This is a genomic window from Bradyrhizobium sp. USDA 4461 (genome assembly GCF_054055655.1).
Genome location: NZ_JBSRXM010000001.1, coordinates 269,563 through 295,982 on the forward strand (window position 1 = coordinate 269,563; position 26,420 = coordinate 295,982).

24 protein-coding genes and 2 pseudogenes are annotated in these 26,420 nt (G+C 66.0%); 15 read left to right on the forward strand and 11 right to left on the reverse strand.

What is annotated here, in order from left to right:
* Positions 1 to 34: 34 nt before the first annotated feature.
* Both ACVINW_RS01345 and mutY read right to left on the reverse strand, forming a co-directional pair.
* Positions 35 to 454, reverse strand: a complete 420-nt coding sequence (locus ACVINW_RS01345) for a PaaI family thioesterase (RefSeq protein ID WP_456749637.1) — start codon at positions 452 to 454, stop codon at positions 35 to 37.
* Between the two features lie 71 nt (positions 455 to 525).
* On the reverse strand, positions 526 to 1,638 hold the full coding sequence (mutY, locus tag ACVINW_RS01350; RefSeq protein WP_456749638.1) for an A/G-specific adenine glycosylase: 1,113 nt from the start codon (positions 1,636 to 1,638) through the stop codon (positions 526 to 528).
* 141 nt (positions 1,639 to 1,779) lie between these two features.
* Between mutY and ACVINW_RS01355 the strand changes: the two genes are divergently transcribed.
* From ACVINW_RS01355 to ACVINW_RS01390, 8 genes are all read left to right on the forward strand, one after another.
* A complete protein-coding gene (locus tag ACVINW_RS01355; RefSeq protein ID WP_456749639.1) occupies positions 1,780 to 2,259 on the forward strand; it encodes a DUF721 domain-containing protein in 480 nt (159 codons plus the stop codon).
* 122 nt (positions 2,260 to 2,381) lie between these two features.
* A complete protein-coding gene (locus ACVINW_RS01360) occupies positions 2,382 to 3,038 on the forward strand; it encodes a DsbA family protein (RefSeq protein WP_456749640.1) in 657 nt (218 codons plus the stop codon).
* Positions 3,039 to 3,384: 346 nt separating this feature from the next.
* Positions 3,385 to 6,849, forward strand: a complete 3,465-nt coding sequence (gene smc / locus ACVINW_RS01365) for a chromosome segregation protein SMC (protein WP_456749641.1) — start codon at positions 3,385 to 3,387, stop codon at positions 6,847 to 6,849.
* A gap of 110 nt (positions 6,850 to 6,959) precedes the next feature.
* Positions 6,960 to 7,967 carry a small ribosomal subunit Rsm22 family protein gene (locus ACVINW_RS01370; protein WP_456749642.1) on the forward strand — a complete coding sequence of 336 codons (1,008 nt, stop codon included), beginning with the start codon at positions 6,960 to 6,962 and terminating at the stop codon, positions 7,965 to 7,967.
* Between the two features lie 213 nt (positions 7,968 to 8,180).
* Positions 8,181 to 8,741, forward strand: a complete 561-nt coding sequence (locus tag ACVINW_RS01375; protein ID WP_092124555.1) for a LemA family protein — start codon at positions 8,181 to 8,183, stop codon at positions 8,739 to 8,741.
* A gap of 34 nt (positions 8,742 to 8,775) precedes the next feature.
* Positions 8,776 to 10,017 (forward strand): M48 family metallopeptidase, encoded by a 1,242-nt coding sequence (locus ACVINW_RS01380; protein ID WP_456749643.1) that lies wholly within the window; start codon positions 8,776 to 8,778, stop codon positions 10,015 to 10,017.
* A 164-nt stretch (positions 10,018 to 10,181) separates the two neighbouring features.
* Positions 10,182 to 10,925, forward strand: coding sequence for a P-loop NTPase family protein (locus ACVINW_RS01385; RefSeq protein WP_021076032.1), 744 nt, complete (start codon positions 10,182 to 10,184; stop codon positions 10,923 to 10,925).
* Positions 10,926 to 11,053: 128 nt separating this feature from the next.
* On the forward strand, positions 11,054 to 11,722 hold the full coding sequence (locus ACVINW_RS01390) for a hypothetical protein (protein WP_456749644.1): 669 nt from the start codon (positions 11,054 to 11,056) through the stop codon (positions 11,720 to 11,722).
* A gap of 141 nt (positions 11,723 to 11,863) precedes the next feature.
* Here the strand turns inward: ACVINW_RS01390 and ACVINW_RS01395 are convergent, their stop codons facing one another.
* Together ACVINW_RS01395 and ACVINW_RS01400 are read right to left on the reverse strand one after the other, a co-directional pair.
* Positions 11,864 to 12,403 carry an adenine phosphoribosyltransferase gene (locus ACVINW_RS01395; protein WP_074131621.1) on the reverse strand — a complete coding sequence of 180 codons (540 nt, stop codon included), beginning with the start codon at positions 12,401 to 12,403 and terminating at the stop codon, positions 11,864 to 11,866.
* A 14-nt stretch (positions 12,404 to 12,417) separates the two neighbouring features.
* Positions 12,418 to 14,583: an anthranilate synthase component I gene (locus ACVINW_RS01400; protein WP_456749645.1), complete on the reverse strand. Its 2,166-nt coding sequence runs from the start codon at positions 14,581 to 14,583 to the stop codon at positions 12,418 to 12,420.
* A gap of 344 nt (positions 14,584 to 14,927) precedes the next feature.
* On the opposite strand from ACVINW_RS01400, the gene ACVINW_RS01405 reads away from it, so the two are divergent.
* Positions 14,928 to 15,926: a VOC family protein gene (locus ACVINW_RS01405; RefSeq protein ID WP_456749646.1), complete on the forward strand. Its 999-nt coding sequence runs from the start codon at positions 14,928 to 14,930 to the stop codon at positions 15,924 to 15,926.
* Positions 15,927 to 16,024: 98 nt separating this feature from the next.
* Here the strand turns inward: ACVINW_RS01405 and ACVINW_RS01410 are convergent, their stop codons facing one another.
* The 3 genes from ACVINW_RS01410 to petA all read right to left on the reverse strand — a co-directional run bounded on the left by ACVINW_RS01410 (position 16,025) and on the right by petA (position 19,587).
* Positions 16,025 to 16,699 (reverse strand): dienelactone hydrolase family protein, encoded by a 675-nt coding sequence (locus ACVINW_RS01410; protein ID WP_456749647.1) that lies wholly within the window; start codon positions 16,697 to 16,699, stop codon positions 16,025 to 16,027.
* A gap of 212 nt (positions 16,700 to 16,911) precedes the next feature.
* Entirely contained in the window at positions 16,912 to 18,984 is a 2,073-nt protein-coding gene (locus tag ACVINW_RS01415; RefSeq protein ID WP_456749648.1) for a cytochrome c1, read from the reverse strand.
* A 72-nt stretch (positions 18,985 to 19,056) separates the two neighbouring features.
* Entirely contained in the window at positions 19,057 to 19,587 is a 531-nt protein-coding gene (gene petA / locus ACVINW_RS01420; protein WP_456749649.1) for a ubiquinol-cytochrome c reductase iron-sulfur subunit, read from the reverse strand.
* Positions 19,588 to 19,866: 279 nt separating this feature from the next.
* On the opposite strand from petA, the gene ACVINW_RS01425 reads away from it, so the two are divergent.
* From ACVINW_RS01425 to ACVINW_RS01450, 6 genes and pseudogenes are all read left to right on the forward strand, one after another.
* The gene (locus ACVINW_RS01425) at positions 19,867 to 20,352 is read left to right on the forward strand and encodes a tRNA (cytidine(34)-2'-O)-methyltransferase (RefSeq protein ID WP_456749650.1); all 486 of its coding nucleotides are present in this window, start codon (positions 19,867 to 19,869) and stop codon (positions 20,350 to 20,352) included.
* A 10-nt stretch (positions 20,353 to 20,362) separates the two neighbouring features.
* Positions 20,363 to 20,995, forward strand: a complete 633-nt coding sequence (gene queE / locus ACVINW_RS01430; protein ID WP_456749651.1) for a 7-carboxy-7-deazaguanine synthase — start codon at positions 20,363 to 20,365, stop codon at positions 20,993 to 20,995.
* Between the two features lie 34 nt (positions 20,996 to 21,029).
* Complete coding sequence (locus ACVINW_RS01435; protein WP_456749652.1) at positions 21,030 to 21,395, forward strand: 6-pyruvoyl trahydropterin synthase family protein; 366 nt, start codon at positions 21,030 to 21,032, stop codon at positions 21,393 to 21,395.
* Positions 21,396 to 21,397: 2 nt separating this feature from the next.
* Complete coding sequence (hemF, locus tag ACVINW_RS01440) at positions 21,398 to 22,294, forward strand: oxygen-dependent coproporphyrinogen oxidase (RefSeq protein WP_456749653.1); 897 nt, start codon at positions 21,398 to 21,400, stop codon at positions 22,292 to 22,294.
* Positions 22,285 to 23,027 (forward strand): annotated as a pseudogene (locus ACVINW_RS01445) (HAD family hydrolase). The gene hemF and the pseudogene ACVINW_RS01445 overlap by 10 nt, the downstream one beginning before the upstream one ends.
* Before the next feature lie 112 nt (positions 23,028 to 23,139).
* Positions 23,140 to 23,418 carry a DUF2158 domain-containing protein gene (locus ACVINW_RS01450; RefSeq protein ID WP_456749654.1) on the forward strand — a complete coding sequence of 93 codons (279 nt, stop codon included), beginning with the start codon at positions 23,140 to 23,142 and terminating at the stop codon, positions 23,416 to 23,418.
* Positions 23,419 to 23,487: 69 nt separating this feature from the next.
* On the opposite strand, the pseudogene ACVINW_RS01455 reads toward ACVINW_RS01450, so the two are convergent.
* The 4 genes and pseudogenes from ACVINW_RS01455 to ACVINW_RS01470 all read right to left on the reverse strand — a co-directional run bounded on the left by ACVINW_RS01455 (position 23,488) and on the right by ACVINW_RS01470 (position 26,398).
* Positions 23,488 to 24,253: pseudogene (locus ACVINW_RS01455) on the reverse strand (TSUP family transporter).
* Positions 24,250 to 25,506: a CCA tRNA nucleotidyltransferase gene (locus ACVINW_RS01460; RefSeq protein ID WP_456749655.1), complete on the reverse strand. Its 1,257-nt coding sequence runs from the start codon at positions 25,504 to 25,506 to the stop codon at positions 24,250 to 24,252. Before ACVINW_RS01460 ends, ACVINW_RS01455 begins: the two are co-directional and overlap by 4 nt.
* Positions 25,503 to 25,766, reverse strand: a complete 264-nt coding sequence (locus tag ACVINW_RS01465) for a DUF6111 family protein (protein WP_456749656.1) — start codon at positions 25,764 to 25,766, stop codon at positions 25,503 to 25,505. Before ACVINW_RS01465 ends, ACVINW_RS01460 begins: the two co-directional genes overlap by 4 nt.
* The gene (locus tag ACVINW_RS01470; RefSeq protein WP_456756267.1) at positions 25,763 to 26,398 is read right to left on the reverse strand and encodes a CoA pyrophosphatase; all 636 of its coding nucleotides are present in this window, start codon (positions 26,396 to 26,398) and stop codon (positions 25,763 to 25,765) included. The genes ACVINW_RS01465 and ACVINW_RS01470 overlap by 4 nt, the downstream gene beginning before the upstream one ends.
* Positions 26,399 to 26,420: the final 22 nt, after the last annotated feature.

Sequence of the window (26,420 nt, forward strand, 5' to 3'; positions counted from 1 at the left end):
TCAGGATGACGGGTTAGGTTGGGCGCAAGAGGCATCAGCGCAGCGCCCGCGACGCGTCAACCAGGCGGATGCAGCTGCTCGCCGTCGCGAGCGGCGTGCCATCTTCAGCCGTCAGCCGGCCCTCGACAAACGCGATGGTCTTGCCGAGCTGCGTCACGGTCGCCTCGCCGGTGATCGGCCCGGGCTTCGCGGGCGCGAGAAAGTTCACGGTCATCGTGATCGTCGTGGTGAACAGCCGGCCCTCGGTCATCACGAACACCGCCGGGCCCATCGTGTCGTCGAGCATCGAAGACAGCATGCCGCCCTGGATGAAGCCGGCCGGATTGCAAAAATCCGGCTTGCCATCGAACACGATCCTGATCCAACCCTGCTGCGGACGCACATCGACCACGCGCCAGCCGAGCAGCCTGGCGACGGGTGGCATCGGGATGCGGTCGAGGGCGGTTGCGATCATGGGAGCCTCTGTTGTTCCGGAGGTCGTAGCCGAGCGCTGCTGCCAGCATGGTGTCAGCAGGTCGTCATCTCCTAGAGATTGAGCCCGTGGGCGACCACCTTGCGCATCAAATTCGGAAACGCCTCGCCATCGAGCGTCGCCACCGGCACCCAGCGCATGCCGTCCGGCGCGCGGGTCCGCGGCGCAACGCTGGCGGCATAGACGACGAGCTCGAGCGGGAAATGCGTGAACACGTGGGTCACGACGCCCGCCTTGCGGTGCCAGCGGGTGACGCCCTTGAGTTCCGGCGCCTGCGCCAGCGCGGCGGCATCCTCCTGCCCGGCAAGCCACTCCGATCCCGGCACCTCGGTCATGCCGCCGAGCAGCCCCTTGTCCGGGCGCGAGCGCACCAGGAGCTCGCGCCCGCGCGTCACCACGAAGGCGGCGCCGCGGCGCAAGGTGCCGCTCTTCTTCGGTGCCTTGCGCGGGAACGTCTCCTGATCGCCGCGGACGCGCGCCGCGCAATCGTCATTCAGCGGACACAATGCACAGGCCGGCTTCTTCGGCGTGCAGATGGTGGCCCCGAGGTCCATCAGCGCCTGCGCGCTGTCGCCGGCGCGAGAGGTCTCGTCGCCGGCGCGGGACGGACCGAGCAAGGTCGCCGCCATCTCCTTGATCAGCGGCTTGGCCTGCGGCAGCGCCTCTTCGATGGCGTAGAGCCGGCTGACCACGCGCTCGATATTGCCGTCGACCGGCATGGTGCGGCGGTCGAAAGCGATCGCCGCGATCGCGGCCGCCGTATAAGGCCCGATGCCGGGCAGCCCGCGCAGGCCGTCCTCGGTGTCCGGAAAGGCCGCGCCGTGCTCGCTCAGCACCGCGACCGCGCAGGCGTGCAAATTGCGCGCCCGCGAATAATAGCCGAGCCCGGCCCACATCCTGAGCACGTCGTCGAGCGAGGCGCGGCCGAGCGCGGTCACATCGGGCCAGCGCGACACGAATTTCTCGAAATAAGGCCCGACCGCCCGCACCGTGGTCTGCTGCAGCATGATCTCCGACAGCCACACGCGGTAGGGATCGGCGAGCTCCCCCGCCGCCGCGCGCCACGGCAGCTGCCGGCGGTGCCGGTCATACCAGGCCAGCAGCCGCGCCGGGCGGTCGGTTTCCTGGTCGGTCGATTTGGTTTTGGCGGCCGCGCGCGAGCTCATGGACGTATCTTAAGGCAAATCCCGGCACGTCATGCCTGGGCTTGACCCGGGCATCCACGTCTTTCTTTGTCCAGACCGAAGCGCGGCCACAATGATGAACGAGGTTTCAGCCGCGTCGCCACCGCTGCTATAACCCCTCTTATGTCCAAACCCGGCCCGATCAGCGCAAAACCCCTGTCGATCCTGCTCAGCGACGTCTTCAAGGACGCCTATGCCAAGCAGGGCTTTGCCGCGCGCGAACTGGTGACGCGCTGGGCCGAGATCGCGGGCGACCGGATCGCGCCCTATTGCGAGCCGATGAAGATCCAGTGGCCGCGGCCGGTGGAGGGGCAGCCGCAGGAGCCGGCCACCCTGGTGCTGCGGGTCGAGGGGCCGATGGCGCTGGAGATCCAGCATTCCTCCGACGTCATCCTGGAGCGGGTGAACCGCTTCTTCGGCTGGCACGCGGTCGGCCGCCTGACGATCCGCCAGGCCCCGCTGTCGCGCCGCAGCCGGCCGTCGCGGCCGCGCCCGCCCGACGCCAAAATCGTCGCCCGGGAGGCGACAAACCTGGAAGCCGTCGAGGACGCCGATCTGCGCGCGGCGCTGGCCCGGCTGGGTGCCACGATCAAGCGAAATTGACGCTTTTCGTAGGGGCGGCCGCGAGACCGCGGCATTGCCACAATGGTGGTTTCAAGCTAGCGAAGGCTTCTTTTTTCGGGACCCTTCATTCCGGCGTGCATGCGCCAATCCGGGAGCTGACCTTGATCATCACGCGCCGCGCTTTCACCACCGCTCTCTCGCTGACCGGGCTTGCCGCCCTCGCCGGGCTGTCGCCGCTGCGCCTGATCTCTGAGGCGTTCGCGCAGACCGCAGCCGAGGTCGCCAAGCCGCAGTCGCTGCCGGACATGGGCCTCGGCCCGCAGGACGCCAAGGTGACCATCGTCGAATACGCCTCGATGACCTGCCCGCACTGCGCCAATTTCAACGAGACCGTGTTCCCGAAGATCAAGTCGACCTACATCGACAGCGGCAAGGTCCGTTACGTGTTCCGCGAATTCCCGCTCGACATCAAGGCCGCCGCCGGCTCGATGCTGGCGCGCTGCATCGCCAAGGACGACGCGCCGAAATTCTTCGCCGTGATCGACCTCCTGTTCCGCCAGCAGAACGACTGGGTGGTCAAGAACACCACCGAGACGCTGACGCGGATCGGCAAGCAGGCCGGCCTCAGCCAGCAGCAGGTCGAGGACTGCCTGAAGGATCAGAAGCTGCTCGACAAGATCGCCGCCGACCAGAAGTACGCCAACGACGTGCTGAAGGTGAACTCGACGCCGACCTTCTTCGTCAATGGCGAGATGCTGAAGGGCGAGACCTCGTTCGAGGAGTTCAGCAAGCACATCGATCCGCTGCTGAAGAGCTGATCGCGCATCTTCGATGCCCGACGACGTCGTGCCCGCTTCCGAGTCGGGCACGATAATTGTGGATGACTTGCGGTCACGGCATGCGGCCGTCGCATGATTTGGTTGTTGAAAACCTGATTCGCGTGCTGCGAATCTCCGGGGACATGCAGAGGCCACAAAACCCCTGCAAATCCCTTGTAAATCCCTTGGGAAAAGCTTGGTCAAGCGGTTGCCCTGACGCACAGGCATCGCCATTGTCGCCGCTCATGAGAGCTGCACGCAGCTATTCAACCCAGACACCGACATTGCCATCCATGGTATTGTCACGGCAGGGAGATTCGCGCCCGGCCAAACGAGATTTGTGTACATGAAGCTCACGCGCCTCCGCCTGCACGGTTTCAAGTCTTTCGTTGAACCCACCGATTTCATGATCGAGCCGGGCCTGACCGGCGTCGTCGGACCGAACGGCTGCGGCAAATCCAATCTCGTCGAAGCGCTGCGCTGGGCGATGGGCGAGACCTCGCACAAATCGCTGCGCGCCGCCGACATGGATGCGGTGATCTTCGCCGGATCCGGCAATCGCCCGGCGCGCAATCACGCCGAAGTCGTGATGACGATCGACAATTCCGATCGATCGGCGCCGGCCGCTGTCAACGACAGCCAGCTCTTGGAAATCTCCCGCCGCATCGAGCGCGAGGCCGGCTCGGTCTACCGCATCAATGGCCGCGATGTGCGCGCCCGCGACGTGCAGATCCTGTTCGCCGACGCCGCCACCGGCGCGCGTTCGCCGGCGCTGGTTCACCAGGGCAAGATCGGCGAGATCATCCAGGCCAAGCCGGAGCAGCGCCGCCGCGTGCTGGAAGACGCCGCCGGCGTCGCCGGCCTGCATGCCCGCCGCCATGAGGCGGAACTGCGGCTGAAGGCGGCCGAAACCAACCTCACCCGCGTCGAAGACGTGATCGGTCAGCTCACCGGCCAGATGGAAGGCCTGAAGAAGCAGGCGCGCCAGGCGATCCGCTACCGCGAGGTCGCGGCCAAGGTACGCAAGTCCGAGGCCATGCTGTTCCATCTGCGCTGGATCGAGGCCAATGCCGACGTCAACGACGCCGCGCACACCCACGATCTCGCCGTGCGCGAGATGGCGGAACGCACCCAGCATCAGGCGGAAGCCGCGCGCATCCAGGCGATCCGCGCCACCGAACTGCCCGCGCTGCGCGACGCCGAGGCGCGCGCCGCCGCCGGCCTGCAGCGTCTGACCAATGCGCGCGAGATGCTCGACCGCGAGGAGCAGCGCGCCAAGGAGCGCGTCGGCGAGCTCGATCGCCGCCTGACCCAGTTCGCCCAGGACATCGCGCGCGAGCAGCAGCAGACCTCGGACGCCGACATCGCGCTGCAGCGGCTCGACACCGAAGACGCCGAGCTGAAGGAAGAGATCAAGTCGCGGGTCGAGAAGCGGTCCGGCGTCGACGAGCGCGTCGCCGAGGCCGAGGAGATCCTGGCCGCGACCGAGCGCCAGTTCTCCGAGCTGACCACGCAGCTCGCCGACCTCACCGCCAAACGCAATCAGCTCGAAGCCGGCGTCCGCACCCATCGCGACCGCCTGGCCCGGCTCGACCAGGAGATCGCCAACGTCCAGGCCGAGGAATCCAAGCTCGCGCAGGAGACCGGCAATCTCGGCGACATCGATGCGCTCGCCGCCGCCATGGACATGGCACAGCAGACGCTGGCCGAATCCGAGGCCGCGGTGCAGGAGAGCGAGGCGCATCACGCCGCCGCGCGGCAGACGCTGGAATCCTCCCGCAATCCGCTGGTCGAGGCCGAGAAGCGCGTGCAGCGGCTCGAGACCGAAGCCCGCACCATCTCCAAGCTGGTCACCAGCGAGACCAAGAATCTGTGGCCGCCGATCATCGACGGCATCACGGTCGCGAAGGGCTATGAAAAGGCGATCGGCGCCGTGCTCGGCGACGACCTCGATGCGCCCGTGGATTCCTCCGCGCCGATGCGCTGGACCAATGTCGGCGAAACCGCAGGCGATCCGGCGCTGCCCGACGGTGTCGAGCGGCTGGCGGATCACGTCCAGGCGCCGCCGGAGCTGGCGCGCCGCCTGGCCCAGATCGGCGTGGTGGCCAAGGAACGCGGCGCAGACCTGGTGTCGCAGCTGAAGACCGGCCAGCGGCTGGTGTCGCTCGAAGGCGATGTCTGGCGCTGGGACGGCTTTGTCGCCGACGCGCATGCTCCGACCGGCGCCGCGCGCCGGCTCGCCGAGCGCGCCCGCCTGGTCGATATCGAGCATGAGCTGGAACAGGCCCGCATCGATGCCGCCGCCAAGCGCCAGGCGCTGGAGACGGCCGAAGAAGCACTGCGCTCGGCGTCCGCCGCCGAGGGTGCCGCGCGCGAAGCCGTGCGCGCCGCCCGCCGCGAGGCCGACGCCGCGCGCGAGCGCCATGCCGCGACCGAGCGCGAGATCAACCGCCACTCGGCGCGCAAATCGGCATTGACCGAGGCGCACAGCCGTGTCGCCGCCGATCGCGCCGAGGCCGAAGCCGCGCATGAGAGCGCGGTCGCTGCGCTGTCCGAACTGCCGCCGGGCGTGGAGACCGAAGCCCAGCTCGCCGCGGTTCGCTCCGAGATCGACAACCAGCGCCGTGCCGCGGCGCAGGTCCGCGCCGAGGCGCAGGCGCTCGCCCGCGAGGCCGAGCTTGCCGACCGCCGCGTGCAGGCGATCGTTGCCGAGCGCAATGAGTGGCAGAACCGCAAGACCAGCGCCGCCTCACAGGTCGAGACCGTCGAGGCGCGCATCGCCGAGGTGTCGGCCGAGCGCGAGGAACTGGCCAATGCGCCGGAGGTGTTCGCCGAGAAGCGCAGCGCGCTGATCTCGGAGATCGAGCACGCCGAAGGCGATCGCCGCATCGCCGCCGACGCGCTGGCGACCGCGGAAGCCGCGATGGCGGAAACCGATCGCGTCGCCAAGGCCACGCTCGAAGCGCTGTCCTCGTCCCGTGAAGCCACCGCACGTGCCGAAGAGCGGATGGAAGGCACCCGCCGCCGCCTCGCCGATATCGAGCGCGAGATCCACGACATGCTCGAGGTCGAGCCCAGCGCCGTCGTCGCCATGGCCGAGATCGAGCCCGGCGCGGAGCTGCCGCCGGTCGCGCAGGTCGAGGAAGAGCTTGAAAAGCTGCGCCGCGACCGCGAGCGGCTCGGCGCCGTCAATTTGCGCGCCGAGGAAGAGCTCAAGGAAGTCGAGACCCAGCACACCGCGCTGACCACCGAACGCGACGACCTCGTCGAGGCGATCAAGCGGCTGCGCCAGGGCATCCAGAGCCTCAACCGCGAAGCGCGCGAGCGCCTGCTGACCTCGTTCGAGACCGTCAACAACCACTTCAAGCGGCTGTTCACCGAGCTGTTCGGCGGCGGCGAAGCCGCGCTGCACCTGATCGAGAGCGACGATCCGCTCGAGGCCGGCCTCGAGATCATCGCCAAGCCGCCAGGCAAGAAGCCGCAGACGCTGTCGCTGCTGTCGGGCGGCGAGCAGGCGCTGACCGCGCTCTCGCTGATCTTCGCGGTGTTCCTCACCAACCCGTCGCCGATCTGCGTGCTGGACGAAGTCGACGCGCCGCTCGACGACCACAACGTCGAACGGTTCTGCACCCTGCTGCACGAAATGACCGGCTCGACCGACACCCGCTTCATCATCATCACGCACAATCCGATCACGATGGCGCGGATGAACCGGCTGTTCGGTGTCACCATGGCCGAGCGCGGCGTGTCGCAGCTGGTCTCGGTCGACCTGCAGGGCGCCGTCGATATCCTCGACCAGAACGTGGCGTAAAGTTGGATTCCGTCATTCCGGAATGGTCCGAAGGACCATATCCGGAATCTCGAGATTCCGGGTTCGATGCTGCGCATCGCCCCGGAATGACGTGCAGATGACGGCGAGCCATGACCTCACCTGACCTGCCTGCTGAACTGAAGGCGGCCCTCAACACGCGCCTCGAAGGCCAGCCGCGCAGCGACGCCGCCGGCCGCGCCGCGGTGATCTCGCAGACCTACCGCGACGGCGGCGGCTCCTCGACGATCAGGACCGAGACCGATGCGCTGGCTTACGCGCTGGCGCGGATGCCGGCGACCTATGCCGCCGTGGTGGCGAGCCTCAATGCGCTGACCGAGATCAGGCCGGATTTTTCGCCCGCAAGTCTGCTTGATGTCGGCGCCGGCCCGGGGACCGCGACATGGGCGGCTGCGGAGGCGTTCCCATCGTTGCAGGACTTCACCCTTCTCGATGCCAATGGCGCGCTGCGGAGGCTGGCCGAGGGGCTGTTTGACGGCAGCATTCGTCTGCACGACATCAACTACCAACTCGGCCAGGCTGGCGCCCTGCTCGACAAGGCCGAGCCCGCCGATCTCGTCGTTGCCAGCTACATGATCGGCGAACTCGGCGACGCCGAGCGCGCGGCGCTGGCCGATGCGCTGTGGTCAAAAACCCGCGACACGCTGCTGGTCGTCGAACCCGGCACGCCCGCGGGCTATGCGCGGATTATCGCGCTGCGCGCACGATTGATCGCCGCCGGCGCGCATGTCACAGCCCCCTGCCCGCATGACGGCGGCTGTCCGCTGGTTGCGCCGGACTGGTGCCATTTCTCGCAGCGCCTGCAACGCTCGCGCGCGCATAGGCAGGTCAAGGGCGCCGACGCCCCGTTCGAGGACGAACGCTTCGCCTATGTCGCGCTGAGCCGCGCGCGCGTTGAGAACAGGCCGTCGCGCGTCCTGGCGCAGCCGGATGTCGGCAAGGTCGAGATTGCGGCCAAGCTCTGCACGCCCGAGGGCGTCGTCGTCACCAGGGTGCCGCGCCGCGCCAAGGCCGATTACGCCCGTGGCCGCAGATGGCGCTGGGGCGATGCGGTCGAGACACCCCTTGCGGGTCGTCCCGGCGAAGGCCGGAATCCATAGCCACCGATCTCGAGTGTGAAGCAAAGCCGACGCCGCTTGTGCCCTTTCCACAGGCCGCGGCGTATGGCCTCCTGGCCTTCGCCGGGACGACGTATTGAACCCGTTCGCGTCCATCACCGACCAACGCTTTGCCCACCTTTTCGCGGCGGGCTGCCCTGCGCCCCGATCCTGGGCTACGGTGCCGCCGTCTCGTCCATCAGGAGTTGCCCTGTCATGTCGACCAGCTGGATCGTTATCGGCGTCATCGTCCTTCTCGTGCTGTTTGCGTTCGGCGCCTACAACCGCCTCGTCGCGCTCGGTCAGCGGGTCAGCCAGGCCTTTGCCGACATCGACGTGCAGCTCAAGCAGCGCCACGATTTGATCCCGAACCTGGTCGAGACCGTGAAGGGCTATGCCGCGCACGAGCGCGGTACGCTCGACGACGTCATCAAGGCGCGCAATTCGGCGATCTCGGCGCAGGGTCCGGCCCAGGTCTCGGCGGCCGAGAACCAGCTCTCCGGCGCGCTCGGCCGGCTGATCGCGCTGTCGGAGGCCTATCCGGACCTCAAGGCCAACGCCAATTTCCAGCAGCTTGCCTCCGAGCTGTCCGATCTCGAGAACAAGATCGCTGCCAGCCGCCGCTTCTTCAACAACGCGGTCCAGGAATACAACACGGGCATCCAGCAGATGCCGGCTGCGCTGTTCGCCGGCATGTTCGGTTTCACCCGCAAGGATTTCTTCGACCTCGGCGCCAGCCGCACGGAGGTCGAGGCGGCACCGAGCGTGAAGTTCTGAGGCGCGACGCGCGCCGGCGAGAGGCTGCTCCGTCATGGCCGCCTATGGTCTCTACACGCATATCGCATCGAACAAGTTTCGTTCGATGTTGCTGCTCGCCGGCCTGTTCCTGCTGATCTACGTGCTGGTCTATGCCGGCGCGCTGGTTGCGGAGGTGGTGATCGATAGCGGCCGCACGGTCGACTACTACCTGGCGCGAGCCTCGCGCGACCTGATGTCGGCGTTCCCGTGGGCGACGATCGCGGCGGCGGCCTGGATCGTGATCGCCTATTTCTTCCACCAGAAGATGATCGACGCCGTCACCGGCGGCGAGAGCGTGACACGGCAGCAGCAGCCGCGGCTCTACAATCTCTTGGAAAATCTCTGCATCTCACGCGGCATCCCGATGCCGAAGTTGAAGGTGATGGACAGCCCGGCGCTGAATGCGTTCGCGACCGGGCTGAACCCGCGGCAATACGCCATCACGGTCACCACCGGGCTGTTGAAGGCACTGAACGATCAGGAGATCGAGGCCGTGCTCGGCCACGAGCTCACCCATATCAAGAACGGCGACGTGCAGCTGATGGTGATCGCGGTGATCATCGCCGGCGTAGTCGGCTTCTTCGGCGAGCTGTTCTTCCGCCTGTTCACAAACCTGTCGTGGAACTCGAGCGGCGGCGGAGGCGGCTGGTCGTCCTCGTCATCCTCCCGATCGTCATCATCCTCGGATCGCGACAGCAAGGGCTCGGGCGGCGGCGCGATCGTCGTGATCATCATCGCGGTCGCGTTGATCGTGCTGGCCTGGCTGCTGTCGCAGGTGGTCAAGCTCGCGCTGTCGCGGTCGCGCGAATTCCTCGCCGATGCCGGCTCGGTGGAGCTGACCAAGAACCCCGATGCGATGATCTCCGCGCTGCGCAAGATCGAGAACCGTGGCGAGCTACCGGACGCCACCTCGGCCGTGATGGAACTTTGCGTCGACAACCCGCGCGAGGGCTTTGCCGACCTGTTCGCCACCCATCCCTCGGTGAAGTCCCGGGTCGATGCCCTGGTCAAATATGCCGGCGGCCACGATCCCGGACCGCTGGCGCTGCCGGATGAGACGTCGGACGCGACGCAGGCACAGGACCAACCGTCCGCACCGGGCGGCCAGCCTCCGCCGGTGACCCATGGCCCGTGGGGCGACGTGCCGCCCGCGCAACCGAACGCCCCGCCGCCGCTGCCGGGCACAGGCCCCGCGCAGGGACCATTCGAGCCGCTTCAGGGACCGCTTCAAGGACCTTGGGGCCAGCATCGCTGATTGCACGCTAGGCACCTCAGTCCATTAAGGAAATCCCCACCAAACCGATTGCGGACACCTTCAGGAATTGAATTCTCCCTCGTTTCTGCCATGTTCGCGCCCAAAGCAGTGTGGGGACTTGCCGATCGCCATCGCGGTCGGGAGCGCGCTTTCAAGGGATTTCCATGGCAAAGCCGGTTGTGATCGTGGTGGGCGCTGACAAGGGCGGGGTCGGCAAGACCACCGTCTCGCGGACGCTCCTGGACTATTTCAGTGCCAACAATGTGCAGACCCGGGCGTTCGACACCGAATCGCCGCGCGGCACGCTGAAGCGCTTCCACCCCGACATCACCGAGATCGTCGACATGACGACGACCGCGGACCAGATGAAGATCTTCGATACGCTGAACTCGGGGCCCGCGGTCACCGTGATCGACGTCCGCGCCGGCCTGCTGTCGCCCGCGCTGGCCTCGCTGCGCGACATCGGCTTCCTCGACGCGGCACGCTCCGGCCAGATCACCTTCGCCGTGTTCCATATCCTCGGCCCGTCGATCGCCTCGCTGGACGAGATCGCCGAGACCGCCGGCTTCATGGGCGGCGCGAAGTATTTCCTGGTGAAGAACTTCATCAACGACACCCAGTTCTTCCAGTGGGACCAGGCGACCTACAATTCCTACTTCCACCGCATCAAGGATGCGACCGACCTCACGATCCCCAAGCTCAACGAAATGGCTTACGAGCAGGTCGAGGTCTCCTCGGTCCCGTTCCTGAAATTCGTCGCCAACAAGGGCATCAACGACGACGCCGCCAACTACTCCTTCGTGCTGCGCGGCTATGTCCGGCACTGGCTCGCCAATGTCTGGAGCGAGTACGACCGGATCAAGCTGACCGACCTGGTCGGCGCCAAGTCGGCCAAGGGCGAAAAATAGTCGCTGCCAGGGCAGCGAAAAGTCGCGCCCGGGGGCAACGAAAAAGTCGTGCCCGGCAGCGAAAAATCGCGCCTCGGGGACAGCGATGGGGCTGGATTAGACGAAAATTTGGCCTGATATAGCGGGCGATGTCATCCACGCCCGTTTACATCATCTGCTCGCCCCGCCCGCAGGTCGGCAAGACGCTGATCGCGCGGCTGCTCGGCGAATTCCTGCTGCTCAAGAACGGCGATGTGGTCTGCTACGACATCAACCTGAAGGAGCCGTCGCTGCTCGACTATCTGCCGCGGGTCACCGAAACTGCGGATGTGATCGACACCTACGGCAAGATGCAGCTGATGGACCGCGTCATCGTCAATGACGGTGTCGCCAAGGTGATCGACCTCGGCTACCACGCCTTCGACGAATTCTTCAAAATGTGCGACCAGATCGGGCTGATGAAGGAGGCGCTGCGCCGCCACGTCGCGCCGGTCATCCTGTACGTCGCCGACACTGACCGTGCCTCGGTGCGCGGCTACCAGACGCTGGCCGGCATGATCCCGCCGAACGGGCTCGTCGTCATCGACAATGAATTCGTGGTGCGCGGCGAGCTGCCGCCGGTCATGACCGCGAGCCGGGTGCTGCGCTTCCGCGCGCTGCCGGTGTTCCTGAAGACCTATATCGACCGGCTGAATTTCTCCTTCACCGGCTATCTGCGCCAGGAGAAGGATTCCTCGACCGAGCTGCATCAGTGGATCCGGAAGAATTACACCACGTTCCGCGATCTCGAATTGAGCGTGCTGTTGCAGCGGGGCTAGCCGTCGTCCCGGCGCAGGCCGGGACGCATAACCACCGCTATGCATTTGGCGAACGCTGGGGCCACAGCGTCGATCCACAATCACCATTCGTGGTTATGGATCCCCTGAGTTCACAGGGACGACGAGTGGAGGGAGCGGCGCTCAATGCCCCTCGAACGCCATCAACGTGCGCACGGGAACGTCCATCGCACGCAGCTTGGCGGCGCCGCCGAGATCGGGCAGGTCGATGATGAAGCAGGCGGCGACCACATTGGCGCCGATCTGGCGCAGCAGCTTCACCGCGCCCTCCGCGGTGCCGCCGGTCGCGATCAAATCGTCGACCAGGATCACGCGCTCGCCGGGCTGCACGGCGTCGGCGTGCATCTCCATCTCGTCGATGCCGTATTCCAGCGAATAGGCGATCCGCACCGTGGTATGCGGCAGCTTGCCCTTCTTGCGGATCGGCACGAAGCCGGCGGAGAGCTGATGCGCCACCGCACCGCCGAGGATGAAGCCGCGGGCCTCGATGCCCGCGACCTTGTCGACCTTCGCGCCCGCCCAGGGGTGCACCAGCTCATCGACCGCCCGGCGGAAGGCGCGGGCATCCGCGAGCAGGGTCGTGATGTCGCGAAACAGGATGCCTTTCTTCGGGTAGTCCGGGATGGTGCGAACGGTCGCCTTGATGTCGTGGTCGAAGGTCATTGGTCTCGCAATCCTCAATTGGCCGGCGGATTAAGCCGGAATGCATTCTCGACAATGCGCAGGCCGACCTCGTTGCCGAGCGACATCAGCGATTCCGGATGGAATTGCACGCCGCCGACCGGCAGGGTCTTGTGCTCGATCACCATCGCGACGCCGTCTTCGGTGGTCGCGGTCACCGTCAGCACCTCGGGCACGCTGTCGCGCTCGACATAGAGCGAATGGTAGCGGCCGATCACGATCTCATTGGGCAGATTGTGCATCAGCCGGCCGCCGCGCACCTGGACGCGCGAGGGCCGACCATGCGCGGGCTGACCGAGCTGGCCGAGCTCACCGCCGAAATACTCGCCGATCGCCTGCACGCCGAGGCAGACGCCGAAGATCGGCAGATTCTTTTCCAGCGCGGTGTCGATGGTTTTGGCGATGCCGAAATCCTCGGGGCGGCCCGGTCCGGGCGACAGTACCAAAAGGTCCCAGCCCTTCTTCCTGAGCATGTCCTGGGCATGGATGTGCCGGACCACCGTGACGTTGGCGCCGACCTGACGGAAGTAATCCGCCAGCATGTGCACGAAACTGTCGTCGTGATCGATCAGGAGCACGTTCTTCCCCGAGCCGGTGGCGTCGGGCGCGAAATCCGACAGCGGCTTCGGCGGATCGCCGCGCAGCGCCTGGAACAGCGCCGCCGCCTTGACCTGGCACTCGCGGTCCTCGGCCGCCGGATCGGAATCGAACAGGCAGGTGGCGCCGACCCGCACCTCGGCGAGGCCATCCTTCATGCGGATGGTGCGGATGGTCAGCCCGGTGTTGATGCTGCCGTCGAAATTGACGCAGCCGATCGCGCCGGCGTACCAGCGCCGCGGCGACCGCTCATGATCCTCGACGAACTGCATCGCCCACAGCTTCGGCGCGCCGGTCACCGTCACCGCCCAGGCATGGGTCAGGAAGGCGTCGAGCGAATCGAAGCCCGGCCGCAGCATGCCCTCGACGTGATCGACGGTGTGGAACAGCTTTGAGTAGGTCTCGATCTGCCGCCGCGCCAGCACCTTGATGGTGCCGGGCACGCAGACCCGCGCCTTGTCGTTGCGATCGACGTCGGTGCACATGTTGAGCTCGAACTCGTCCTTCTCCGAGTTCAGGAGCTTGCGGATCTGCTCGGCATCGCCGATCGAATCCGAGCCGCGCGCGATGGTGCCCGAGATCGGGCAGGTCTCGACCCGGCGGCCGTCGGAGCGCACGAACATCTCGGGCGATGCCGAGACCAGGAATTCGCCGTCGCCGAGATTCATCAGCGCGCCATAGGGCGACGGATTGATGCGGCAGAGCCGCTGGAACACTTCCGCCGGCGAGCGTTCGCAGGGCTCGGCGAACAGCTGCCCGGGCACCGCCTCGAACAGGTCGCCGCGGGCGAACGCCGCGCGCGCGACTTCGACCGTCGCCTGGTATTCGCCGGGGGCGTGATCGGCAAAGCCCTGCCGCCCGGTCTTGGCGTAGAGGCTCGGCGCGGTCTCGTGCGACTGGCCGGCGGTGGATTTGCCCTTCCACGCGAACTCGTAACTGAGCGCCACGCCACGGCCGGTGGCGCGGTCGTAGGCCAACAGCCGGTCCGGCACGTAGAGCACGATGTCGCGCTGGTCGGCCTCGCGGGCGCGCTTCTGCACGAGGTCCTCGATCTGGAATACGAGGTCGTAGGCGAAGGCACCGAACAGGCCGAGCAGCGGATCGGCATTGGAGGTGAATGCCGCCACCATGTCGCGCACCAGCGACATCACGCTGGCGCGGCGGGTGCGCTGGTCTTCCTCGACCGGAGCTTCGCCACGGATGATGTGACCGGAGAGCTTCGTCGCGCTGCGCTCCGAAATCACGACACAGGGCTCGCGCAGCACGTCGCCGAGGAAGGCGATCAGCACCTCGCCGCGCGGGTTGAGCGCCTGCAACGAGAAACCGGTGCCGGAGGTTTCCAGCACCAGCGGCGGATCGGCAAAGCCGAGGTCAAAGCTCTCGTAGCGGCCCGGCACCGTGGTGCCCGAGGACAGCACCACGCCGCGGCGGCGGTCGAGCAGCGCGATCAAGTCGTCGAGGCGGTTGGCGCCGCCGGTGAACTGCTCAACCACCCGCACGACCGCCAGGCCGCCGCTGGTCAGGTATTCGCTTCGAGCCGGCAGGGAGAAGACTGTCCTGTTCATGTGATCCTCTTACGAGACTTGGGAAGAGAGCGCCACACAGGACAAACGAAGGGGACCGTCGCACTGCGATGGCGACCTTCGACGTTTTTGAGAAAATGAAAACGCACCGGCCACCTATGAGAAGGTGGGCCACCAACGACGGGATGGACTGGCGACGGTGCTCATGGCCGTTACACACCACCCGGCGCGGGCCGTGTCAAGGGATGGCCCGGCAGCCCTGCCCCAAGGCGGGACGCCCCCTTGGCGGCATCTTGGGGCTTTGAGCGGACGGGAATCCGCGTAGGATTTGCGGAAATAGCGGCCGGTCGGCCCGCCCAAAAAACAGACAGATGGTGGAGACGCAGATGGCGATTTTGGGTCTCGGATATGCCGGCTTCGGCTCCGACGCGCTGGACGATTGGCGGCAGTTCGGCACCGGCCTGGTCGGGCTACAGGCCATCGAGCGCGGCAACTCGCTGCTCGCCTTCCGGATGGACGACCGCAAGCAACGCATCGTGATCGACCGCGCCCAGGGCGAAGGCACGCGGTTCTTCGGCTGGGAGGTGGCGGACGCCGCCGACCTCGACGCGCTGGCGGCGCGGCTGGAGCGCGCCGGTATTGCCGTGACCTCAGAGCCGCAGGCGCTGGCAGATAGCCGGCGGGTGCGCGGGCTGATCTCGTTCCGCGATCCGGCCGGCAACCGCCTCGAGGCGTTTCATGGCGCCGAGATCGACGACACGCCGTTCAAGCCGGGGCGCTCGATCTCCGGCTTCCGCACCGGCGCACTCGGCCTCGGCCACGCGGTGCTGACGGTCGAGACTCTCGCCCCGGTCATGAGCTTCTATGTCGACGTGCTCGGCTTCGGCCTCAGCGACTACATCGAAAAGCCGTTCCGCGCCTATTTCTTCCACGTCAATGCGCGGCACCACTCGCTGGCGCTGATCGAGACCGGCACCAACGGCATGCATCATCTGATGGTGGAATTGTTTTCGCTCGACGATGTCGGCCAAGCCTACGACATCGCGCAGCAGGACGACCGGGTCAACGTCACGCTCGGCCGCCACACCAACGATTTGATGACGTCGTTCTATGCCAAGTCACCGTCGGCCTTCATGGTCGAATGCGGCTGGGGCGGCCGCGAGATCGACCCCAAGACCTGGACGCCGTTCGAGATGCATGAGGGTCCGAGCCTGTGGGGCCACGAACGGGTCTGGCTGTCGCCGGAGGACCGCGCCGTCGCCCGCGAGATGCGGATGCGCGCCGCCGCCGAGGGCAAGCGCGCGCCGGTGCAGGTGCTGGAAGGCAATTTCAGGCTGATGTCGGGAACGTGCCCGTGGTGGGACGGGGTGCGCGATACGAATTGAGAGCGCGTAAGCCCGGATGGAGCGCAGCGCAATCCGGGACCGCCCTCTCCGCGGAGAAACCCATCCCGGATTACGCTTCGCTCCATCCGGGCTACAGGTTATCCCAAATGCTTCCTGAAGAACTCCGTCGCCCGGTCCCAGGCGAGTTCCGCACACTGCCGGTCGTGCACCGACAGGCGTTGCTCGTTGCCGAAGCCGTGGTCGGCGTCATAGCGGAACAGTTCCAGCGATTTGCCGGCGGCCTTCATCGCTTTCTCGAAGCCATCGACCAGCGCCGGCGTGCACCAATCGTCCTTGGTGGCAAAATGGCCCTGCAGCGGGATCCTGACATCCGCCGGCTTGGCGGCCTGCTCCGGCGGAATGCCGTAGAACACCACACCGGCCGTCAATTCCGGGATCTTGGTGGCGCCGATGATGGTCACCGCGCCACCGAGGCAGAAGCCGGTCAGGCCGACCTTGGCACCGTTCTTGGCGAGATATTGCGCGGCACCGCGCACCGTCTGCGTGGTGGCGTCCATGAAGTCCAGCGAGTTCATCTCTTTGCCGGCTGCGTCGGTGTCGTGATACGGCACCACCTTGCCCTTGTAGAGATCGGGTGCCAGCGCATCGAAACCGGCCCGCGCGAAGCGGTCGCACATGCCCTTGATCTGGTCCTGGAGGCCCCACCATTCCTGGATCACGACCACGCCCGGCGCATTGCCGCGCGCCGCGTTGGCGAGATAGCCCGAAGCTTCCTTGCCGTCCGGACGCTTGAAGCTGATGCTGGTACCCATGAGTTCCTCCGCAGATGTTAGCCGGCTGATTGGCCGGCATCTTGTCCGTACTCGGTGACGGACGCAAATCGATTTGCCGTCATTGCGAGCGCAGCGAAGCAATCCAGGTCCCCGCAAGCGGATGGGTGATTGCTTCGCTTCGCTCGCAATGACGTGAGCCAAACAAAAAAGCCCCCGAAGGGGCTTTTTCAAATTCACGACAACAGGTCAGATCAGTGCGCGTCGGCCCAGACCTTGCGCTTGGTGAAGTACATCAGGATCGCGAAGATCACTAGGAAGAAGAACACCTGCATGCCGATCCGCTTGCGCTCCTCCATGTGCGGCTCGGCGGCCCACATCAGGAAGGTGGTGACGTCATGCGCATATTGCTTGACCGTCGCCGGCGAGCCGTCGTCGAAGGTCACCTGGCCGTCGGACAGCGGCTTCGGCATCTTGATGGCGTGGCCGGGGAAGTACTTGTTGTAGTACGAGCCTTCCGGAATCGTCACGCCGGCCGGGACCTTCTCCTCGAAGCCCTGCAGGATGGCATCGACGTAGTCGGGTCCCTGCTCCTGGTACTGGGTGAAGAAGTCGATCACGAACTGCGGGAAGCCGCGCTCGTAGGAACGTGCTTTCGCGATCAGCGAGAGATCGGGCGGCGCCGCGCCGCCATTGGCCGCCCGCGCAGCCTGCTCGTTCGGGAACGGCTGCGGGAAGTAATCCGCCGTGCGGCCCGGACGCTCGAACATCTCGCCCTGGTCGTTCGGGCCGTCCTTGATCTTGTACTCCGACGCGAACGCAGCCGCCTGCGCCGGCGAATAGCCGGGGCCGCCGGGATCGGCGAGGTTGCGGAACGCGACATAGGACAGCGCGTGGCAAGCCGAGCAGACTTCCTTGTAGACCTTCAGGCCGCGCTGCAACGAGCCGCGGTCATACTTGCCGAAAGGGCCGGAGAACGACCACTTCTGGGCGGGCGGCTTGTCTCCGCCCTCGGCCCTTGCACTCTGGATGCTGCCGGCGAAGACGAGCCCGCCTGCAACCATGATGGCGATCATGGTCGAGACCATCGGCTGCGGGCGGCCCTTGCTCTTGGCCAGCACGTCCTCGGCGATCGAGTTCGGCACCGGACGCGGCGTCTCGATGCGGGCGAGCAGCGGCAGCACGATCAGGAAGTAGGCAAAGTAGCAGACCGTCAGGATGCGGCCGGCGATCACATAGATGCCTTCCGGCGGCTGCGAGCCGAGATAGCCGAGCAGGATGCAGACCGCCACGAAGATCCAGAAGAACTGCTTGGCCAGCGGACGATATTTCGACGACCGGGTCCGTGCGCTGTCGAGCCAGGGCAGGAAGCACAGGATGATGATCGCCGAGAACATCGCCACGACGCCCGCGAGCTTGTTCGGGATCGAACGCAGGATCGCGTAGAACGGCAGGTAGTACCATTCGGGCACGATGTGCGCCGGGGTCACGCCGGGGTTCGCCGGGATGTAGTTGTCGGCGTCGCCGAGATAGTTCGGCATGTAGAAGATGAACCAGGCGAAGAAAATCAGGAAGCACGACACACCGAACGCGTCCTTGATGGTCGCGTAGGGCGTGAACGGAACGGTGTCCTTCTCGGTCTTGGCCTCGACGCCGGCCGGGTTGTTCTGACCCGCGACGTGCAGCGCCCAGACGTGCAGCACGACCACGCCGGCGATCACGAACGGCAGCAGGTAATGCAGCGAGAAGAAGCGGTTCAGCGTCGGGTTACCGACCGAATAGCCGCCCCACAGCAGGGTCACGATGCTCTCGCCGAAATACGGCACGGCCGAGAACAGATTGGTGATGACGGTGGCGCCCCAGAAGCTCATCTGGCCCCACGGCAGCACATAGCCCATGAAGCCGGTCGCCATCATCAGGAGGTAGATGATGACGCCGAGGATCCACAGCACCTCGCGCGGCTCCTTGTACGACCCGTAATAGAGACCGCGGAACATGTGGATGTAGACGGCGAAGAAGAACATCGACGCGCCGCAGGCATGCATGTTGCGCAGCAGCCAGCCGTAGTTGACGTCGCGGACGATCAGCTCGACCGATTTGAAGGCGAAATCGGCATGCGGCGTGTAGTGCATCGCCAGGATCACGCCGGTCAGGATCTGCAGCGCCAGCATCATCGAAAGGATGGCGCCGAAGGTCCACCAGTAGTTCAGGTTGCGCGGCGTCGGATAGGCCACGAAGGAGGAGTGGATCAGGCCGAAGATCGGAAGGCGCCGTTCGATCCACTTCAAGGCGGGGTTGCTCGGTTGGAAATCAGATGGTCCGCTCATTGATGCGATCCTGAAGAAGAAAAACGACGCGATGGGTCCAAGGGGAAGCCGAAGTCCCGGCGGGTCCGGGACTTAGCCGATCTGGATTTTGGTGTCGGAAAGGAAGGCGTAAGGCGGCACCGCCAGGTTGGCGGGCGCCGGCCCCTGGCGGATACGACCGGAGGAGTCGTACTGGGAGCCGTGGCAGGGGCAGAAGAAGCCGTCGTAATTGCCCTCATGGGCGATCGGGATACAGCCGAGATGGGTGCAGATGCCGATCACCACCAACCACTGGTCGTGGCCGGCCTTGACGCGGGCCGAGTCGGGCTGCGGATCGGGCAGGCTGGAGAGCGCCACGCTCTGGGCCTCCTCGATCTGCTTCTTGGTGCGGTGGCTGATGTAGATCGGCTTGCCGCGCCAGAACACCTTGATGTCCTGGCCCTCGGCGATCGGCGTCAGATCGACCTCGATCGGCGCGCCGGCCGCGATCGTCGCGGCATCCGGGTTCATCTGGGCAACCAGCGGCCACACGGTGGCGGCTGCGCCGACGACGGCGGCAGCTCCGGTTGCAACAAAGAGAAAATCACGGCGTGTCGGATGGTCCGCCGAAGACGCTGTCGTCACGATTCCTAGCCCTTTCTTTTCTGCAGCCGGTGGAACCGCCCCAGAGACGCCGGGAAGCGCCCCAAGAAAGGCTGCCGGCGCCCGCGGCCCCCGCGGCGGCAGAAAACCGCTATTCCCCACCCCAAAATGGCGGAACAGCAGTCCAGAATCGTTCTATTGGCACCCTTGCCGGACGAGCGCAAGCCCGCTATCGGCTCGCACACGTGCAATGCACGAAATCCGCGCCGAGCGATGTTTTATTGAGACAATTTCATCCGGATTTCACAGGTCGTCCGCACCATGCAGATCGCGCTGTTCCAGCCCGACATCCCCCAGAATACCGGGACGATTCTGCGCCTGTGCGCCTGTCTGGACGTGTCGGCCCATATCATCGAACCGGCGGGTTTCGACACCTCCGACCGGAATTTCCGCCGGGCGGGTATGGACTATCTGGACCATGTGCGGTTGAAGCGTCACGACTCATGGTCGAAATTCGAGGAGTGGCGGGCCGCGGCCGGATGCCGGCTGGTGCTGTTCACGACCAAGGCAGCGAAATCCTATCTTGATTTCGCCTATGCGCCCTCCGATGTCCTGCTGTTCGGGCGCGAAACGGCGGGGGTGACCGACGCGGTGGTGGCGGCCGCCGATGCACGGCTGGTGATTCCGATCAGGCCGACCATGCGTTCGCTCAATGTGGCGGTCACGGCGGCCATGGCCGTCGGTGAGGCGCTGCGGCAAACCGGTTCAAGACTTGCCGGCTCAGGAAGCGCCGGTTCGGTAACTTAAGGGATTTTTGGTGAGCTACGCGGTCAAGGAGATCTTTCTCACCCTGCAGGGCGAAGGCGCCCATGCGGGCCGCGCATCCGTGTTCTGCCGCTTTGCCGGCTGCAACCTGTGGAGCGGCCGCGAACAGGACCGCGCCGGCGCAGTCTGCCGGTTCTGCGACACCGATTTCGTCGGCACCGACGGCACGCTCGGCGGCCGCTACGCGACCGCCGCAGAGCTCGCCGGCACCATTGCCGCACAATGGACCGGCGGCGAGGCCGACCGCTACGTGGTGCTGACCGGCGGCGAGCCGCTGCTGCAGGTCGATACCGCCCTGATCGAGGCCCTGCACGGCCACGGCTTTGCGATCGCGATCGAGACCAACGGCACCATCGCCCCGCCCGGTGGGCTCGACTGGATCTGCGTCAGCCCCAAGGCCGCCTCCGAGCTCGTGGTACGCAGGGGACACGAGCTCAAGCTGGTCTATCCGCAGCCGGAGAACGCACCGGAGGATTTCGCGGGGCTTTCCTTCGAGCGCTTCTCGCTGCAGCCGATGGACGGCCCCGACGTGATTGAGAACACCGAGCGGGCGATTGCATACTGCCTGAAGCACCCGCAATGGCGCCTCAGCGTGCAGACGCACAAGACGCTCGGCATTCGATGAACCCGACCTTAGCTGAACTGGATTGTTGAACGAGATGTGGGAATTGACGAAAGCGTTTCGGTTCGAGGCTGCGCATGCGCTGTCCGGAACGACCTTTGGCACCGCCAGCGAGGAGATTCACGGTCACTCTTTCCGCGCTGAAGTCACGGTGCGCGGCACGCCCGACCCGAAAACAGGAATGGTGATTGATCTCGGCCTGCTCGATCGCGCCATGGCCGAGGTGCAGAAGACGCTCGACCACAAGTTCCTCAACAAGATCGAGGCGATCGGTGTCCCGACGCTGGAGAATCTCTCGCGTTTCATCTGGGAGCGCTTGCAGCACGCCGGAAAGCTGACCCGCGTCAGCGTTCATCGCGACAGCTGCAACGAGAGCTGCACTTACTTCGGCCCGCAAGGTTAGTCATGCTGCCAACAGACCCCGCCATCATCGAGGACCGCAAGGCGCGCGCGCGCGGCTGGTTCGAGGCGCTGCGCAACGAGATCTGTGCGGCCTTCGAGAAGCTCGAGGACGACGCCCCCTCCACGCTCTATGCCGGCGATGCCGGCCGGTTCGCGCGCACCCCCTGGGACCGCACCGACCACACCGGCAAGCCCGGTGGCGGCGGCGTGATGTCGATCATGAAGGGCCGGCTGTTCGAGAAGGTCGGCGTGCACTGCTCGACCGTGCATGGCGAATTCGCCCCCGAATTCCGCGCGCAGATTCCGGGCGCCGCCGACGATCCCAGGTTTTGGGCCTCGGGCATTTCGCTGATCGCGCATTTGCGCAATCCGAACGTGCCCGCCGTACACATGAATACCCGCTTCGTGGTCACCACCAAGGCATGGTTCGGCGGCGGCGCCGATCTGACGCCGGTGCTGAACCGGCGCCGCACCCAGGAGGACCCCGATACGCTCGCCTTCCACGCCGCGATGAAGGAGGCGTGCAGCGGGCCGAACGGCGTCGCCGACTACGACAAGTACAAGAAGTGGTGCGACGAGTACTTCTATCTGCCACACCGCAAGGAAGCCCGCGGCATCGGCGGCATCTTCTATGACTGGCACGACAGCGGCGACTGGGAGGCCGATCTTGCCTTCACCCAGGACGTCGGGCGCAGCTTCCTGAAAATCTATCCCGAGCTGGTGCGGCGCAATTTCGCGGCGGCCTGGAGCGCGGAGGACCGTGACGAGCAGCTGGTCCGCCGCGGGCGCTATGTCGAATTCAACCTGCTCTATGATCGCGGCACCATCTTCGGCCTGAAGACCGGCGGCAATGTGGATTCGATCCTGTCGTCGCTGCCGCCGGAGGTGAAATGGCCGTAATGAAGCTGCCGCGCGCGATGCTGATCGACATGGATGACACCATCCTGTCGGCCTATGGACGCCCCGAGATCGCCTGGAACACGATCACCGCCGAATTCGCGGCCGAGCTCGCGCCGCTGCCACCGGACCAGGTCGCAACTGCGCGCTGCTGGCGTCTGCACGGCAGTTCTGGTCGACGGCCGAGCCGATCTGGCGGATCAAGCTCGGCGAGGCGCGGCGGCTCACCGTGAGGGGCGGCTTCGCCCAGCTTGCGGCAGCCGGCCACCGCGCGCTGCCGGACGAACTCGCAGACCGCATCGCCGATCGTTTCACCGCCTATCGCGAGGAGGAGATGTTCGTCTTCCCCGGCGCGCATGACGCGATCGATGCGTTCAAGGCGCTCGGCATCAAACTCGCGCTGGTGACCAACGGCGCCGCCGACATGCAGCGCGCCAAGGTCGAGCGCTTCGCGCTCGGCCATCGCTTCGATCACATCCAGATCGAGGGCGAGCACGGCTTCGGGAAGCCGGAGGAGCGCGCCTATCTGCACGCGATGCAGGCACTCGGCGTCACCGCATCCGATACCTGGATGATCGGCGACAATCTCGAATGGGAAGTCGTGGCGCCGCAGCGGCTCGGCATCTACGCGATCTGGATAGATGTGCACGGTGCCGGGCTGCCGCCGGGATCGACCATCAAGCCGGACCGCATCATCCGCTCATTGAGCGAGCTGGTTCCTGCTGCGCGCAAATAGCCGCAACGGCCGTTTTCACGCCAAATCCATTGCATCAAGCGCCGGCCGTGATTTGACTGTCATCACCGGTCGCTAGCCTGCCGCCCGCGTCATCCAGCGCGGAGGGAAAATCATGGAACTGAAACCAGGCGATGTTGTCATGCTGAAGTCCGGCGGCCATCCGATCACGGTCGTCGAAGTCGAGGAAGACAAGGTCGAGTGCCTGTGGATGGGCACGGACGGCGACCTGTTTCGCGAGACCTTGCCGCTCGTCGCGCTCGAATCGACCGAGATCGATCCGGAAGATGACGAGGAAGACGACGACGAAGAAGAGGATGACGAGGAAGAGGACGACGACGACGAAGAGGACGACGACGATCACGGCGGCCGCAAGAAGCGCAAGGCCGCTTGACGAGGCTGCGTCAGACTTCTCAGGCGATGCTGTCCGGCGAAGCGCCGGCAGCATCGTCTCCGCTTCGCCTCAGAGCGCGCGCAACGCGCTCGCAATCATCACCGCACCGCCCGTGATGACGGCGGCATCGAGGATCGCGGTGTGGACATGCACCGGCATCCGCTCGACAAAGGCCTTGGCGAGGAACGCGCCGGGAATGGCGACGAGGCCGATCAGCAGCGCAAGCGCCAGCACCTGCGCGGTGATGACGCCGGTCAAACCGAACACCGAGATCTTGACCGCGGCACTGGTCAGCGAAATCACCGCGTCGGTTGCGACCACGGCCGCGCCTTCGAGCCCCGCCGCCATCAACAGCGACAGCAGGATCACGCCCGAGCCCGCGGTGCCGCCGACCACGACGCCATAGCCGACCGCGCCGGCCGCTAGTCCCCGCTCGCCGATCCTGACGCTGTGCGTGCGCAGCAGCCGCCGCAGCGGCACGCTCAGGATCAGCATGCTTCCGATCACGAGGGAGGCGCCGGGCGCTGGTCAGCCGCGTATAGCCGTAGGCGCCGAGCGCCGTGGAGAGCAGCGCAGCCGCGATCACGATGATCGCCTTGCGGCGGTCGGCAAACCTGACGAAGGCGACGAAGCGGCTGGAATTGGTGAAGATCGACGAGATCGCGATGATCGGCACCACCGGCTCGGCGCCGACCATCGGCACCAGCACCAGCGGCATCAAGGCGCCGGTGCCATAGCCGGCAAGACCGCCGATCACGGAAGCAAACAGCGCAACGGCTGCGACGAGCAGGATTTGAAGGAGCGAGATGTCTGCGAAGCCGGAGAGGAAATTCAAAGCCGATGATCGCGGGTGAAACGGGATACGGTCTGGTCGGCGATGCCAGACAACACCTGCGGATCGAGCGGAAAATCCGCGGCGAGCCAAGCATCCTCGGCCAAGGTCAGGACATGCCCCAATGCCGGTCCCTCGGCAATCCCGCGCGCGATGAAATCCGACGCTCTCAAGGGAAAGTGAGGCGCGCGCCAGCGTTGCGGCAGCGTGGCGAGCGCGCGCCACTGCTCGACGTCGCGGCCCGTGCCGGTGCGGGCCCAGGCCAGCAGCAGCCGGTCGCGATAGGGCCCCTCGTCGAGCCGGTAGAGCCTGCGCCTGGCATGGGCCTCGTCCATGCCGGGCAGGCGCCACCAGCGGTGGCCCATCGAATCGAGCGCCTTGGCTTCGGCGTTGGAGAGCCGCAGCCGGCTTGCGATGCGCCGTGCGTCCTCGGTCACCGCGACCGTCAGCGCGGCAAGCCGGCGCATCGCGCTCGGCGCAAGCGCCATCAGCTGCTCGATCTCGATCATCGCCGCGAACGGACCGGTATAGGCGACGCCGCCGAACAGCGGCAGCAACAAGCCGCCATCGTCCATCGCGACCACCGCGCCGGCGGCGCCGGGCCCAACCACGAGCTTGAGCATCTCCATGCGGATGCGCTCGGCCGACAGACCGGTCAAGCCGGCGCGCCCGCTGATGCAGGCGAGATAGCCGGGGCGATCGACCTCGCCGGCGGCATAGGCAGCATGGAAGCGGAAGAAGCGCAGGATGCGCAAATAATCCTCGGCAATCCGCTGCGCGGGATCGCCGATGAAGCGCACGCGCTTCGCCTCGATGTCGGCGAGGCCGCCGACATGATCGTGCACGACACCCGAGGCGTCGACCGACAGACCGTTGATGGTGAAGTCACGTCGCTCGGCGTCGCGCACCCAATCACGCCCGAATGCCACCTTGGCCTTGCGGCCATAGGTCTCGGTGTCCTCGCGCAGCGTCGTCACCTCGAAAGGCTGGCCGTCGACGACCAGCGTCACCGTGCCGTGCTCGATGCCGGTCGGCACGCTCTTGATGCTCGCCCGCTTGGCGCGGCGGACCACCTCCTCCGGCAGCGCCGTAGTGGCGATGTCGATATCGGCGAGCGGAATCCGCATCAGCGCATTGCGCACGGCGCCGCCGATCACCCGCGCCTCCTCGCCGTCGGCATTGAGCAGGCCGAGCACGCGTGCCGCCGGCCCCGAAGCGAGCCATGGCGCGTCGGACAGCAGGCGCACCTCGCTCATCGCTCAACTCCGGGCACCAGCCTGCCATTCTCGAGATGGGCGGGAACGTAGGTCGAGTTCGGCGGCGCGCCGGTCAGTTCGGCCAGCAGCACGAAGCTCACGATCACCATCACCAGCGCCGCCAGCGTCAGCTTCGCGATCATGTGGAGCGGCCAGGACGCCGGCAGCGTCACGCCGGACCGCGTCGCGACCAGGAAGATGGCATAGACCGCGAAAGGGATCAGAAAGATTCCGATCTCGGTCAACACCGTGCGGATCATGACAGATAGATCCGCTCATACAGCACACGCAGGATGCCCGCGGTCGCGCCCCAGATGTAGCGCTCGGCGAACGGCATCGCATAATAGGACCGGTCCATGCCGCGGAATTCCTTGGTGTGGATCTGATGATTTTCGGGATTCATCAGGAAGGCGAGCGGTACTTCGAAGGCATCGACGACCTCCGCCTCGTTGATCCTGAGCGTGAAGCCGGGCTGCACCTTGGCAACCGTCGGCAGGATGCGGAAGCCGAACGCGGTGCCATAGAGGTCGAGATAGCCGACCGGGTCGATGAATTCCCGCTTCAGCCCGACTTCTTCGCAGGCCTCGCGCAGCGCGGCATCGAGCGGCGAGGCATCGGTGGCGTCGATCTTGCCGCCGGGAAACGAGATCTGGCCGGCATGGCTCGACAGGTGCGGCGAGCGCTGCGTCAACAGCACGGTCGGCTCGGGATGATCGACCACCGGGATCAGCACCGCGGCCGGCCGCACCGGCTGCTCCTGGGCGACGATCTCCAGCATGCGGTCGTTGCCGGAATCTCCGGTGCGCGGAATGATATGCGGATCGACCAGCCCCGGCGGCACTTCGAAATTGAGCCGCGTGCGGGCTCGCGCGAAGAATTCCGTCGAGCTGATCGTCGCCGGCTTCACCTTCAGC